Here is a 13,584-nt window from a genome sequence, read left to right on the forward strand (position 1 = left end):
AATCGTAGAAATGAGAGCCTCGATAAATTATAGACAGAATAAAGGTCGGATTAATCCGACCTTTTTATATTTTTAATTCAGCAGGTTAGTACTTTAATTAGTAGAGAATAGAGTACAACTGACGACGGAATTTACTTGCTAATGCATTGCCTTGACCCAATGCACTTAAGATATCCATAAAAGTTTTCTTCACTTCACCGTCTTGTGCGCCGAGGTTGGTTTTTAAAATATTCCAAAGTAGCTCCAACGCTTCTTCATCGCGACCAACTTGGTTGTATTGAACTGCAAGCTCACATGCCAATTCGAAGTTATCTGGGTTTGCGGCTAGCTCTTGTTCAAGGCGTTGAAGCTCTGGGCTATCTGCTGCTTGGAGGTGCAGATCTAACTTGGCAATCAGTCCCTTATAGTAGTTATCTTGATATTCCAGTGGGATTGCACTTAATAGCGTTTGTGCCAATTCAAATTGTTTGGTTTCTAGTAAACAATCTGCCATCGCTAGTTTTACATCACCGCGGTTTTGCAGATCTTCTGAAAGGGTTTGCAAAATAGCTAGAGCTTGAGCATGTTCGCCTTGTTGGAGCAACTCGCTTGCTTGCTTTAACTGCATTTCGTCTTGGCTTGGGAGATGTTTTTGCAGCATGGCTGAAATGGCATCAATCGGCTGAGGACCACCTATACCATCTACCGCTTGACCGTTCATAAACAACGCGATAGTTGGTAAGACTTGTACGCCAAACTGTGATGCTAAAGCTGGTTGCTGCTCACAGTTCAATAGAGCAAGGGTGAATGCACCATTGTATTGCTGAGTTAGCATTTGTAGCTCAGGGATCACTTGCGCACTTTCTGGTTGAGCATTCGCCCAGAAGTGGATCAACACTGGCGTGTTCATTGACCCTTCAAGAGTCTCGCGGAAATTTTGTTCTGTTAACTCAACGATAAATGGGGATTGCATCAGAGTGTCCTTGCTTTTTGTTTCTTGTCGTTGATTGTAGATATGGAGTTGATATTTAGGAAATTCAAGCGATAGAAAGGAAAAACGCTGCCGAAGCGGCGTAATCCTGATAGCAAGCGAAAGTGCTATAAAACTTTGGCTATTCCAGCACGAATTAGGGAGTCTTGTTAGACGTTATCTTTGTGTGCTGGGTGAGGTATCAAAATAGGATGAACACAGTCAACACTACACCCACACTAAGCCAGTTGAGCTGATTTAATGTCATTATTGTCTCGCGTAAATACAAAACAGAAAGGGTGGCGATACCAAATCTAAAGTGAGTATCAACATCGTGTTCAGGCTCGATAGATGAAGATACTAACTTAGAAATTGATTCGAACATTGAGGCTTTCTTAACCTACATGCTCATAATGACATCACATTGTTACGGTAAAATTACATTGTGATAAAAAGTTTTTATGCTGCTTGTCGCAGAATCTTATCAAGAATACGCGTTGGTAATAGGCGCTTTAACACGGCAAATACTTTAGTTGGCGTTGTAATGCGGTAGCGGATTTTTGGTTTATCGCTTGTGAGGGCATGAAGCACTGGCTCGATGCAAGATTCTGCAGGAAGCACAAATCTATTGTTCGACTTGTCGTTATCTAGACGCTGCTTCTGACCTTCGTAAGCGGCTTTGTGTGGGCTGTTCTCGACATCAATCCATTGCTCGAAGGCTTTTAATGCATTATGTCTAAATTGGGTTTCAATAGGTCCCGGCTCTATCAGTGCGGTTTTGATGTTGGTGTCCATCAATTCCAAACGTAGTGTGTCGGTCCAGCCTTCGAGTGCGAACTTAGAGGCATTGTAGGCACCACGATATTTCATGGCTGCAAACCCAAGCACAGAGCTATTTTGGATGATTCTTCCTTCACCCTGTTTGCGCATATGTGGCAGTACTTCTCTGACTAACTGATGCCAGCCAAAAAAGTTGGTTTGAAACTGAGCTTGGAGCGCCTCTGTCGGCAAGTCTTCTAGCGCGCCAGGCTGACCATATGCCCCGTTATTGAATACGGCATATAACTTTCCGTCGGCTAGTGTTAATGCTTGCTTGACTCCCGAAGATATGCTTTCAGAATCGTTAAGATCCAATTGAATACAGGTTAGTCCTTCGCTTGTTAAGCGTTCGACATCTTGTTCGTGCCGGCAGGAGGCAATCACGTGGAAGCCCTCTTTTTTCAAAGCATGGGCACAAACGTAGCCGATGCCAGTGGAGCATCCGGTGATAAGAATGGATTTTTTCATATTAGAGGGCTCACGAAAGTATAGTGAGCCTTATGATTCAATAACTTCGATCTTGAAGCAAGTTCTTGAGTGCAGGTTCGACGCGAGAGTAGCTGAATTGAAAACCCAATTCGGTCAGCTTTTTCGGTTTGGCGCGAATGCTATCAAACAGTAAGCAAGAGGATTCTCCCATCGCCATATTCATCACCCATTTAGGGGTGAAGAGAATATGTGGACGTTTTAGCGTTTTCGCCAGTGTGCCACTAAAGATTCGATTGCTAACAGGGTGGGGAGCACATAAGTTGAATTCACCATGAGCGTGTGGCGTTTCAAGCAAGTACATAATGGCACGAACCATATCCAAAATATGGATCCATGGCATGTATTGTTTACCGCTACCCAATGGTCCCCCTAAACCTAGTTTGTAAGGCAAAATCATTTTGGCAAGTGCGCCACCATTTGGACCAAGGACAACGCCAGTACGCAACAAGCATACCCGGGTTTGTTCGGATTCTGCACGTTTTGCTATCTGCTCCCAACGAGCACAAACGGAGTGAGCGAACGCCTCGCTATTGACGTGCAAGCACTCATCAAAAGGATGGTCTTGCTGGTCGCCGTAATAACCAACGGCAGATCCACTGATGAACACCGATGGTGGCTCTGTACTTGCGTGGATCAGTGCGACAATACGCTCGGTAACCTTCCAACGGCTGTTACAAATGATCTCTTTCTGCTCCTTGCTCCAGCGCTTGTCTGCGATCGGTTCACCTGCGAGGTTAATCACGGCATCAACATCATTAAGATCTTCAAGTGAATCAAGGGAGTCGAGATATTCAATATTACCGACATCGGCATGATTAAGTCTTTGTTTTGCTTGCTCTGGGTTACGCGTAAGCAAAATGACTTGGTGAGTGGTCAGTAACTTAAGTAGCTCTGAGCCAATAAAGCCTGTGCCGCCGGTCAGTAGTATCTTCATGTCATCCCTTTGATGGTAAAACTATTCAAACATTATAGTCGTTATACGCCTAGCGTGATCATATCAATGACTTGCAGTGTCGATTTTATTATTAGTTCCTAAGGAGTTAGAAGCATTTTGTTGGGAAGCGATGCGAAGTTCACAATTTGAAAGAATGTAACAAAATGTTATCAAGCCTTTAGCAAAGCTCACACTTAGCTTAGGGAAACTGTGTCATGCTGAACTTAAAGGAGAATAACAGTCAGTAGATAGGAGGGAGTATGGAGGCATTTGTTGCTCTATTTAGAGCGTTGCTCAGTAGTGCTCGTGACTTGCTACCTATTGTTATTGTCATCACCTTTTTTCAGTTGGTCGTGCTTCAGGAACCGCTGCCTAATCTCGTCTCTATTCTATTTGGTCTTCTTCTGGTTATTCTCGGTTTAACCTTCTTTATCTTTGGATTAGAGCTTGGTTTGTTTCCCATTGGGGAAAATATGGCACAAGCGTTCGCTAATAAAGGCAGCGTTTTCTGGTTACTGATCTTTGCGTTCTGCTTGGGTTTTGGTACCACCATTGCAGAACCAGCCTTGACCGCTGTTGCAGAGGAAGCATCAGAAGTTGCGGCTGAAGGGGGCATGATTGCCAATACAGAACAATCTATGGAAGAGTACGCAGATGGATTACGCCTAACGGTTGCTTTGTCGGTAGGTGTAGCGATTGTGCTCGGCGTGTTGCGAATTCTCAAGGGCTGGCCGATTCAGTACATGATCATAGGTGGTTATATTGGCGTTGTGATACTAACGGGATTTGCGCCTGAATCAATCATTGGGGTGGCTTATGATTCTGGAGGAGTGACGACATCCACCATCACGGTTCCTTTGGTCACAGCGCTTGGCGTTGGGCTCGCTTCCGCGATCAAAGGGCGAAACCCTATGATTGATGGGTTTGGTTTGATCGCCTTTGCCTCATTGCTACCAATGATGTTTGTGATGGTATACGGGATGGTGGTGGCATGATTTCGTTTGAGCACTTCTTCGATACCTTTGTTTCTACTATCAGTGACGTGATCCCGATAGCGACCATTATTTTTGGCTTCCAGCTTGCAGTATTACGACGTCCCATCTCTAACTTGCCTAAAGTCCTGCTTGGATTTGCCTACGTTATCCTCGGTTTGTCGCTGTTTTTGCTTGGGTTAGAAATGGCGCTGTTTCCGTTGGGTGAAACCATGGCAACGCAGCTTACTGCCCCTGCATTTCTACGCGAGTTTAAAGTATCCATCGGTCAAGCCTTAAGTTGGGTAGACTACTACTGGGTGTATATCTTTGCTTTCTTTATCGGTTTCAGCACGACAATCGCAGAGCCTTCTCTTATTGCAGTGGCGATAAAGGCAAATCAGGTTTCTGGTGGCAGTATTAGTGTGAATGGATTGCGCGTTGCCGTTGCTTTGGGGGTGGCAGTTGGTATTGCTCTAGGCAGCTATCGGATTGTCGTTGGTGATCCTATTCACTACTACATTATCACCGGTTACATCGTAGTGGTGATTCAAACCTTCTATGCGCCAAAGTTGATTGTACCTTTGGCTTACGATTCAGGCGGTGTTACTACCTCGACGGTGACCGTACCTTTAGTGACCGCGCTTGGGTTGGGGTTAGCTTCAACCGTACCAGGACGAAACCCAATGATAGATGGCTTTGGCTTGATAGCGTTTGCCAGCCTGTTTCCAATGATTTCTGTGATGGGCTATGCCCAGATTACCCAGTGGTTGAATAAAGGAACCGCGGAGGAAAAAGAAAATGCGCTTTAAATTGATTTTGGCCTTTGTTGAAGACAGCAAAACCGACAAGGTGCTCGATGCAGCAAGAGATGCAGGAGCTACGGGGGCTACGGTGATCAACAATGCCCGAGGACAAGGTTTAAACCAGAAACGAACTTTCTTTGGATTAACCTTGGAGGTGCAAAAAGATGTGCTGTTATTTGTTGTAGAGGAGCATTTGTCGAGACACATTTTAGAAACCATCAGTGACGTTGGAGAGTTCGATCAGGAATCCGGTCAAGGGATTGCCGTGCAGATTGATGTCGAGGATGCTGTCGGTGTCGCACACCAAGTCGAGAAGCTAACTAAAGTGGTAGAGGATGAGTTATGAGTAGTCATGAGCTGATTAGAGTCAGAGACGTAATGGCGGCAACATACATCATTGTCGATGGGTTGATTACGGTTCACGAAGGGATCACGCTAGCGAGGAAGAGTGAAGTGAAAGCGCTGGTGGTGAAAAAGCGTGATGACGATGATGAATATGGCATCGTCTTAATGAACGACATAGCGAAAAAAGTGTTGGCAAAAAACCGTTCACCACAACGCACCAACATCTATGAAATCATGACCAAACCTGCGTTAACCGTCGACCCCAATATGAATGTGAAATATTGTGCGCGTTTGTTTGAGCGTTTTGGTATCAGCCGCGCGCCAGTCATTGAAAATGGAGAGGTCATTGGCATGGTGAGTTATAACAATATTGTTATCAATGGTATGGCTCGGGAAGAAGTATAGCGACGGTTTTGAGTGTGGTTCGCGCGCTGCTGGTAAAGATAATTTCTCAGGTCAGCGACATTTTGCCTAGCTAAGAAGATTAGCGTATTAGTGCCATTGCATATCCTCGATCTGAGGCTTATCCTTTGAGAATTAAAGAAATAATTGAGGATGTCATGTCATGCCGCTAGTTGCTTGTCCTGTGTGCGAGAAACAAATTTCAAAACGAGCTCATACTTGTCCTGGCTGCGGAGAGCCAGATCCACTTAACCATCTTGCTAAGTCAAAGTTCTTGTCCCTCATTTTCTGGATGATTGTCTTAGTGGGCGTTGGTTATGTCGCGTGGTTCTACCTGGTTCCGATGCTGGTGGAAATGTTGCGTGGTCATTAGAGGCTTCACTGTGGTTGAGCTTCTATAGGAATGCCGTAGAATACCCTCATACATTTTGAGGAGACGATGTCGTGAAACTATTTTTTGCCTCAGACTTGCACGGTTCTTTGCCAGCCACAGAAGAAACCATCAAGCTTTATTTAGCCTCTGGTGCAGAGCACCTAATCTTATTGGGCGATACGCTTAATCACGGACCAAGAAATCCAATACCAGAAGGCTATAACCCACCACAAGTGGCAGAATTGCTGAATCAATACAGTGAGCGCATTATCTCTGTGCGCGGTAACTGCGACAGTGAAGTGGATCAGATGCTGTTAAATTTCCCAATGATGACGGAGTATGCGTGGCTTCTGTTAGAGTCTGGCAAGCGTATGTTCTTGACTCATGGTCACCTATACAACACCACAAAGCGACCGCCGTTGCGTGAGGGCGACATCATTGCCCATGGTCATACTCATGTTCCTGTGGCGGAGATGCAAGATGGTGTCATCATTTTCAATCCGGGCTCAATGACGTTCCCGAGAAATGGCTTACCACGCAGTTATGGTGTACTCGAAGGTAATACGCTAACAGTTCAAACTCCAGAAGGCGAAGTACTAGCACAAACTACGATTTAATAGCCTTGCGAGTAAAGAAAAGATAAAGGGAGCGAATGGCTCCCTATTTTGTGTCTGAATGTCCTAGATCGCGTTCTGGGTCGATGATGTCTCTAACACGTTGTTTGAGGACTTTCGCCTCAGGAAAGCCACCATCTTTCTTACGTTCCCAAATCTGGGTGCCATTACAAAAGATTTCGAACCGACCGCCCGTATCTGGGTGCAAGCTCATCGTTTTTATTTCTTCACTAAAGGTATGTAATAGCTCTTGTGAGAGCCAGGTTGAACGTAGCATCCAATTGCACTGGCGACAGTAATAAATGTCAATGATGGCTTTATCCATTTCCGAATTCCTTAATTTCAAATTTTTTAAAACGTCAGAGGAGCAATTTGATTCCAACGGCGAAGGTGAGCACTTCAAAGGCAACTTTGATGACGCGATTGCTGTATCGAGTTGCTGCCCATGCGCCTAAGCTGCCACCTAGAAATGAGCTGAATAATAAAACAGGTAACCAAGCCCAATGAATAGGAGCACCAGCTTGCACAACGGCAATACCTCCAATGCCATTCCAAAACAGACCGACACAAATCATGGTGTAAGCTACTGCTTGCTTGTAATCGTAACCAAACCAGCGGACAAGAAAGAGTGTCACAAGCAACCCAGAACCTGCTGTGAGTGAGCCGTTTACAATCCCAATCAGCAGTAAACCCAGTCCACCAATAAGCCAACCGGCACTGTCACGATGCGTTTTAGTTTCCGTTTGACCGAGCTCTTTCTTAAATCGAGAGTAAATACCAAGAGCTAAGATCATCGCGCCAAGCATTTTTTCAGCAATGCCATCTGGGATTTGTACAATGAGATTAGCGCCAATCACCACGCCAATACTGCCGGTGAGTATGAGATAGAGGGCGACTTTTGGTTTAATCGTACCGGCTTTAAGGTGTGTGCTTGCTGCGCCTAAACCGAGTGCGACTGAAGCGACTTTATGCGTACCTAGTGCGACAGAAAAGGGAAGACCAAGAAAGATAAGAAGTGGAAACTGCAGTAATCCCGCACCACCGCCAGAGAGTGAAGCAAGCGTATTTGCGACAAGGGAACCGAAGAAGAGGGTGAGGGTGTCTAGCCAATCCATATGCAAAATAAAGGGGGCATCTTGCCCCCTTCTTATCGAATCAAAATCAGTTTCTAAACAGTACCGTAGAACCGTGATTCAGGCTAGTCAGTAGTAGAGTTTTTTCGTTAACGACGTCAATACGACGACTCTGTTCAGCATCTAGCTTAAAGATTTGAGTGATAAGACGAAGTTGAGACTCCGAAAAATCTTTAGATTGTGATGCGGAGATGTCTTTGAACTCAGAAGGAGAGACCAGCAAATAGTTATCACTGACTTCCCAACGACCTTTTTCAGAGATATTGATCGTAGACTCGACGTTTGAGCCCTGTGCAAATAGCTTGATGTTTGCCACGCGAATATAGTCACCATTAGGTAGGTACTTCACATTCGACTCAACGTTGACTTTGCGTAGCGGACCTACGGTATCATCTGGCAAGTTATCAGTAATAAGTGTCACCATGGTTGATTGCCACTCATTTGACGTAAGGACTTGCTCAACTTTAAGGTCACTACCCCAGTACAACCAACCACTAAAAAGGATGGATACGGCTAAAACCGCAGATGCTATTCTTATCTTCATTTCAGCCTCCCTTAATTGCAGATGTCAGTTGGGTCGTTACGACCAGCAAAAATACGCAGTGTTACATTCTCATATGAGTGATCACTGTCGTGAATGTAGTTCAGAATCAATTGATTGTTTTGACCACCTGTTGCAATGACTTCGACTGGTGAAGACTCAGCAGCATGGTGTTCAACATAGCGTTGAATGCATTGCTCAATGGACGGCAGCCAATTGTTTAATTGAGGGTGGTTGATCGGTGTCATCACTGGTACGTTGTGATATTCACCAATTTGACGAAATTGTGATTCTGCAGGGTTGGTTAGCATTAACACGCCAACAGGAAGTAGCAGGGCAACTAACACGATGATTCTGAATAACCAGTTTGTGTTCTTTTGTGCAGGTGCAGATTTTAATGGTTGAGCTGTCGGTGCTTGTTCGACGGCTGTTTCTGCTTTTGTCTCAGCAGTGGGCTCTGCGAATTGCTCTAGGTCAACGACTGGAGCTTCATTTTCTTCCTCTTGAGCATCAACATCGGTGAGTGCTGCTTCAGAAGATAGTGGGCTTAAACGTTCAACTGAACAAATCAGTTGGTAACCGCGCTTTGGCACCGTTTTTACAAATTCAGGCGACTTCGTAGAGTCTTTCAACATTTTACGTAGAGTGGAAATCGCTTGAGTAAGGCTTGAGTCATCCACCTCAAAACCCTGCTCCCGCCATACGAACTCGTGAAGCTCGTTACGCGTTAACACTTCATTGGGTCTCTCTGCCAACATGAGTAGAATACGGCTTTCGTTGCTTCCTAATCGTACAACTTCGTTGCCATTTTGTTGGTCAGCGAGCGAATTACTATTTGGGTCAAAGACAAATCTTTGAGCAAGCAGAAATTTGGTGCCGATGTTAGTCATTTAGTTCTTCTTAGATGGATGATTCTGTAATTATAAGTGATTTGCGTCACATAATAAGGCGTACGCAAAAAGACATGTGCTACGTTTTAGATGCTTTTAGGGACGTAGGATAATTAAAATTTTCTAAAAAAACACCGTTTTTAGCAATATTGACCTTGAATTTACATTTGTCAGCCACATGTTAAATGACATCTTAGTAATGCTGCTTTTTTAAGGTGGCGGTTAGGACTTTGTCATTAAAAGTCTTTTTAGTTTAGATGTTATGGAGCAAACATGAGCGAAACCGTATCACAAAACAAAGAAACTCGTGGCTTTCAATCAGAAGTAAAACAACTACTTCATCTGATGATTCACTCTCTTTACTCAAACAAAGAGATTTTCCTACGCGAGCTGATTTCAAACGCGTCTGACGCATCAGATAAGCTTCGTTTCCAAGCGCTATCTAACCCAGATTTATATGAGGGTAACGCTGATCTGGGTGTTAAGCTGGCGTTTGACGAAAGTGCTAATACACTAACAATCTCTGATAACGGCATCGGTATGAGCCGTGATGATGTGATTGAACATTTAGGTACCATTGCAAAATCAGGTACAGCAGAGTTTTTCTCTAAATTATCCGATGAGCAGAGCAAAGACTCTCAGCTTATTGGTCAGTTTGGTGTGGGTTTCTATTCTGCATTCATTGTTGCTGATGCTGTGACGGTACGCACTCGTGCCGCAGGTATTTCTGCAGATGAAGCGGTTCAATGGCATTCTGCGGGCGAAGGCGAATACACTATTGAGACGATCACGAAAGAATCTCGTGGTACTGATATCGTGCTTCACATGCGTGAAGAAGGGAAAGAGTTCTTAAATGAATGGCGTCTACGTGACGTGATCAGCAAATACTCCGACCATATCGGTATTCCAGTTTCTATCCAAACTGCTGTTCGCGATGAGGAAGGCAACGAAACAAGTGAGAAGAAGTGGGAGCAAATCAACAAAGCTCAAGCACTTTGGACTCGCAACAAATCAGACGTCTCTGAAGCAGAATACCAAGAGTTCTACAAACACGTTTCTCACGACTTTGCAGATCCTCTAACTTGGAGTCATAACCGCGTAGAAGGCAAGAACGATTACACAAGCTTGCTTTACATTCCAGCGAAGGCACCTTGGGACATGATGAACCGCGATCACAAGTCGGGTCTGAAATTATACGTACAACGTGTATTCATCATGGATGACGCAGAGCAGTTTATGCCGTCTTACTTGCGTTTCGTCCGCGGCTTAATTGATTCGAACGATCTGCCACTGAACGTTTCTCGTGAAATTCTTCAAGACAACAAAGTGACTCAGTCATTGCGTAACGCTTGTACTAAGCGTGTACTGACAATGCTGGAGCGCATGGCGAAGAATGACGAAGAGAAATACCAATCATTCTGGAAAGAGTTTGGTCAGGTGATGAAGGAAGGTCCTGCTGAAGACATGGCAAACAAAGAGAAAGTTGCCGGTCTATTGCGCTTCGCATCTACTGAAGTGGACTCAGCTGAGCAATCTATTGGTTTGGCTGCTTATGTTGAACGCATGAAGGAAGGTCAAGATAAGATTTACTTCTTAACAGCAGACAGCTACGCAGCGGCGAAGAACAGTCCGCACCTAGAGCAATTTAAGGCGAAAGGCATTGAAGTTATTTTGATGTTCGATCGAATTGATGAGTGGTTGATGAACTACCTGACAGAGTTTGACGGCAAGCAGTTCCAATCGATCACCAAAGCGGGTCTGGATCTGAGCAAGTTCGAAGACGAAGCAGAAAAAGAAAAGCAGAAAGAAACAGAAGAAGAGTTTAAGTCTGTTGTTGAGCGCACTCAGTCTTACCTAGGTGACCGCGTAAAAGAAGTTCGTACAACCTTCAAGCTTGCAACAACACCTGCTGTTGTGGTGACGGACGATTTCGAAATGGGGACGCAAATGGCGAAGCTTCTTGAAGCTGCAGGTCAAGCGGTACCAGAAGTGAAGTACATCTTCGAAATCAACCCTGAACATGAGCTCGTGAAGCGAATGGCGGATGAAGCAGACGAAGAAGCGTTTGGGCGCTGGGTAGAAGTGTTACTGGGTCAGGCAATGTTAGCCGAGCGTGGCTCGATGGAAGATCCTTCTCAATTCTTAGGTGCCATCAATAAGCTTTTGACTAAGGTTTAATAACTAAATACCACTAAAAAGCTCGCGAAATGCGAGCTTTTTGTTTGTAAACGCATAGATTCACACTTTAAGTGTTGAGTTAGTAGTCAATAAGACAGGAAAGCTGGCATCGCTAACATTCTTTAGTCTTAATCTGCTCATTACACAGTGAACCTATGTTAGAATCTCAACACTTGAATGTGAGTAATAAGGCGTGTATTTTGGCTCGCCTAAACGTTATACCGAAACTTATCGTTGCCAGTGCTTCGAGGGTGATTCCTAGAAGTCCAGCTATTGTGAGCTTCGGTATAAATCTTAAATATTAAAGAGGATAAATCATGCGCATCATTCTTCTAGGTGCTCCAGGTGCAGGTAAAGGCACACAAGCAAACTTCATCATGGATAAATACGGTATTCCACAAATCTCTACTGGTGATATGCTTCGTGCTGCTATCAAAGCAGGTACAGAGCTTGGTAAACAAGCTAAAGCTGTTATCGACGCTGGTCAGCTAGTTTCTGATGAAATCATCCTTGGTCTAATCAAAGAGCGTATTGCTCAAGACGATTGCGAAAAAGGTTTCCTACTAGATGGTTTCCCTCGCACTATCCCTCAAGCTGATGGCCTAAAAGAAATGGGCGTTGACGTAGATTACGTGATTGAATTTGACGTAGCTGATGATGTGATTGTTGAGCGTATGGCTGGTCGTCGTGCTCACCTTCCTTCTGGTCGTACTTACCACGTTGTTTACAACCCGCCAAAAGTGGAAGGTAAAGATGACGTAACTGGTGAAGATCTTGTTGTTCGTGATGACGACAAAGAAGAAACAGTACGCGCACGTCTAGGCGTTTACCACGAGCAAACTGCACCACTGATCAACTACTACGGCAAAGAAGCAGAAGCTGGCAACACTAAGTACCTTAAATTCGATGGCACTAAGCAAGTTGCAGAAGTAAGCGCAGATATTGAGAAAGCGCTAGCATAATTTGCTAACGGCAAAATTTAATATTTTGATATATTTAAAAGCGACCTTTGGGTCGCTTTTTTTATTCTGCCTGTTAGTACGATGAACTTTTCTCTTAGATATGCCGTACAAATCAAGCCGTTTACCATGAATAGGATGTTATGAAAAACAACAATAAGAAGCAGGGCGTGTTATTGGTCAACCTTGGGACGCCTGATGAGCCAACTCCGCCAGCCGTTAAACGCTTTCTAAGTCAGTTCCTTCATGATCACCGTGTTGTTGATATGACACGGTGGCTCTGGTGCCCGATTTTGCATGGCATCATTCTTCCAGTTCGTTCTCCAAAAGTTGCCAAGCTGTATGAGTCGGTGTGGATGGAAGAGGGATCACCTCTCATGGTGTATTCAAAACGCCAGGCAAAGAAGCTGAGCACAGCTTTAGACATGCCAGTAGAGCTAGGAATGACATATGGCAATCCTAGCTTGCAAACCGGTTTTGAGGCGCTATTAGCCCAAGGCGTTGAACAAGTGATCGTTTTGCCGCTTTACCCTCAATACTCAGGAACAACGACAGCTGCAGTTTCTGACGGGATGACAAAGGCATTTAAGAATATGCCTGTGATGCCAGAGTTTAGTTTTATTCGCGATTACCACAATCACCCTAAATACATTGAAGCTTTAGCTCAGTCGGTACGCGAGCATTGGGAAGCAAATGGTAAGGGTGATTACTTGCTATGTTCTTACCATGGTATTCCGAAGCGATACGCGGACAATGGTGATATTTATCCTCAACATTGTGCCGAGACAACTCGCTTGCTTGGTGAGGCCCTTGGTTTGAATGAGGATCAAATTGGTATGACCTACCAGTCTCGATTTGGTCGCGAAGAATGGTTACAACCATACACGGACAAGACATTAGAAGTCCTACCCAGCCAAGGTAAAAAAAAGCTGAATATCGTAACGCCAGCTTTTTCTGCTGACTGCTTAGAGACACTGGAAGAGATCTCAGAAGAGTGCCGTGAAATTTACTTAGAAGCTGGTGGTGAGAGCTTTAGCTACATTCCGTGTTTAAATGACAACGAGTTACACATCGAGATGATGGTGGATTTGGTTCGCTCAAAGTTGTAAAGCGTCTGTGTCCTACATTCTTTCACTTAGAGCTTTGAATACAAAAAGGGTCGCAATTGCGACCCTTTGTTT

General features: G+C 44.5%; 16 protein-coding genes. 9 read left to right on the forward strand and 7 right to left on the reverse strand.

Going from position 1 to position 13,584, the window contains the following annotated elements; all coding sequences use genetic code 11:
- Positions 1–97: 97 nt before the first annotated feature.
- The 3 genes from OH463_RS00070 to OH463_RS00080 all read right to left on the reverse strand — a co-directional run bounded on the left by OH463_RS00070 (position 98) and on the right by OH463_RS00080 (position 3,191).
- A complete protein-coding gene (locus OH463_RS00070; RefSeq protein WP_269990243.1) occupies positions 98–952 on the reverse strand; it encodes a thioredoxin family protein in 855 nt (284 codons plus the stop codon).
- Between the two features lie 456 nt (positions 953–1,408).
- Positions 1,409–2,236 (reverse strand): SDR family oxidoreductase, encoded by an 828-nt coding sequence (locus tag OH463_RS00075; protein ID WP_029788510.1) that lies wholly within the window; start codon positions 2,234–2,236, stop codon positions 1,409–1,411.
- Positions 2,237–2,273: 37 nt separating this feature from the next.
- Positions 2,274–3,191: a TIGR01777 family oxidoreductase gene (locus OH463_RS00080; protein WP_005451554.1), complete on the reverse strand. Its 918-nt coding sequence runs from the start codon at positions 3,189–3,191 to the stop codon at positions 2,274–2,276.
- 260 nt (positions 3,192–3,451) lie between these two features.
- On the opposite strand from OH463_RS00080, the gene OH463_RS00085 reads away from it, so the two are divergent.
- From OH463_RS00085 to yfcE, 6 genes are all read left to right on the forward strand, one after another.
- Positions 3,452–4,186 carry a DUF1538 domain-containing protein gene (locus OH463_RS00085; RefSeq protein ID WP_005451555.1) on the forward strand — a complete coding sequence of 245 codons (735 nt, stop codon included), beginning with the start codon at positions 3,452–3,454 and terminating at the stop codon, positions 4,184–4,186.
- Positions 4,183–4,974: a DUF1538 domain-containing protein gene (locus OH463_RS00090; RefSeq protein ID WP_269990244.1), complete on the forward strand. Its 792-nt coding sequence runs from the start codon at positions 4,183–4,185 to the stop codon at positions 4,972–4,974. Before OH463_RS00085 ends, OH463_RS00090 begins: the two co-directional genes overlap by 4 nt.
- On the forward strand, positions 4,964–5,314 hold the full coding sequence (locus OH463_RS00095; protein ID WP_005451557.1) for a P-II family nitrogen regulator: 351 nt from the start codon (positions 4,964–4,966) through the stop codon (positions 5,312–5,314). The genes OH463_RS00090 and OH463_RS00095 overlap by 11 nt, the downstream gene beginning before the upstream one ends.
- A complete protein-coding gene (locus tag OH463_RS00100; RefSeq protein WP_009698597.1) occupies positions 5,311–5,718 on the forward strand; it encodes a CBS domain-containing protein in 408 nt (135 codons plus the stop codon). Before OH463_RS00095 ends, OH463_RS00100 begins: the two co-directional genes overlap by 4 nt.
- 160 nt (positions 5,719–5,878) lie before the next feature.
- A complete protein-coding gene (locus OH463_RS00105; protein WP_009698596.1) occupies positions 5,879–6,088 on the forward strand; it encodes a hypothetical protein in 210 nt (69 codons plus the stop codon).
- A 71-nt stretch (positions 6,089–6,159) separates the two neighbouring features.
- Positions 6,160–6,705, forward strand: coding sequence for a phosphodiesterase (yfcE, locus tag OH463_RS00110; RefSeq protein WP_005446373.1), 546 nt, complete (start codon positions 6,160–6,162; stop codon positions 6,703–6,705).
- Positions 6,706–6,748: 43 nt separating this feature from the next.
- On the opposite strand, the gene OH463_RS00115 is transcribed toward yfcE, so the two are convergent.
- Genes OH463_RS00115 through OH463_RS00130 form a run of 4 tightly spaced genes read right to left on the reverse strand, consistent with a single transcriptional unit; the run spans position 6,749 to position 9,266 of the window.
- Positions 6,749–7,027, reverse strand: coding sequence for a SelT/SelW/SelH family protein (locus OH463_RS00115; protein ID WP_005446375.1), 279 nt, complete (start codon positions 7,025–7,027; stop codon positions 6,749–6,751).
- A 34-nt stretch (positions 7,028–7,061) separates the two neighbouring features.
- The gene (locus tag OH463_RS00120; RefSeq protein ID WP_009698593.1) at positions 7,062–7,817 is read right to left on the reverse strand and encodes a sulfite exporter TauE/SafE family protein; all 756 of its coding nucleotides are present in this window, start codon (positions 7,815–7,817) and stop codon (positions 7,062–7,064) included.
- A gap of 46 nt (positions 7,818–7,863) precedes the next feature.
- Positions 7,864–8,379, reverse strand: a complete 516-nt coding sequence (gene toxS / locus OH463_RS00125; protein WP_005446378.1) for a transmembrane regulator ToxS — start codon at positions 8,377–8,379, stop codon at positions 7,864–7,866.
- Positions 8,380–8,390: 11 nt separating this feature from the next.
- On the reverse strand, positions 8,391–9,266 hold the full coding sequence (locus OH463_RS00130; RefSeq protein ID WP_005446380.1) for a transcriptional regulator: 876 nt from the start codon (positions 9,264–9,266) through the stop codon (positions 8,391–8,393).
- A gap of 273 nt (positions 9,267–9,539) precedes the next feature.
- Here OH463_RS00130 and htpG point away from each other — a divergent pair, with 273 nt between their 5' ends.
- The 3 genes from htpG to hemH all read left to right on the forward strand — a co-directional run bounded on the left by htpG (position 9,540) and on the right by hemH (position 13,512).
- Entirely contained in the window at positions 9,540–11,444 is a 1,905-nt protein-coding gene (gene htpG, locus OH463_RS00135) for a molecular chaperone HtpG (protein WP_017188405.1), read from the forward strand.
- Positions 11,445–11,761: 317 nt separating this feature from the next.
- Complete coding sequence (gene adk, locus OH463_RS00140; protein WP_005425498.1) at positions 11,762–12,406, forward strand: adenylate kinase; 645 nt, start codon at positions 11,762–11,764, stop codon at positions 12,404–12,406.
- 140 nt (positions 12,407–12,546) lie between these two features.
- Positions 12,547–13,512, forward strand: coding sequence for a ferrochelatase (gene hemH, locus OH463_RS00145; protein ID WP_017818948.1), 966 nt, complete (start codon positions 12,547–12,549; stop codon positions 13,510–13,512).
- Positions 13,513–13,584: the final 72 nt, after the last annotated feature.

Origin of the sequence: Vibrio sp. NFR (assembly GCF_027587095.1) — a bacterium.
Classification (GTDB): Bacteria; Pseudomonadota; Gammaproteobacteria; order Enterobacterales; family Vibrionaceae; genus Vibrio; species Vibrio harveyi.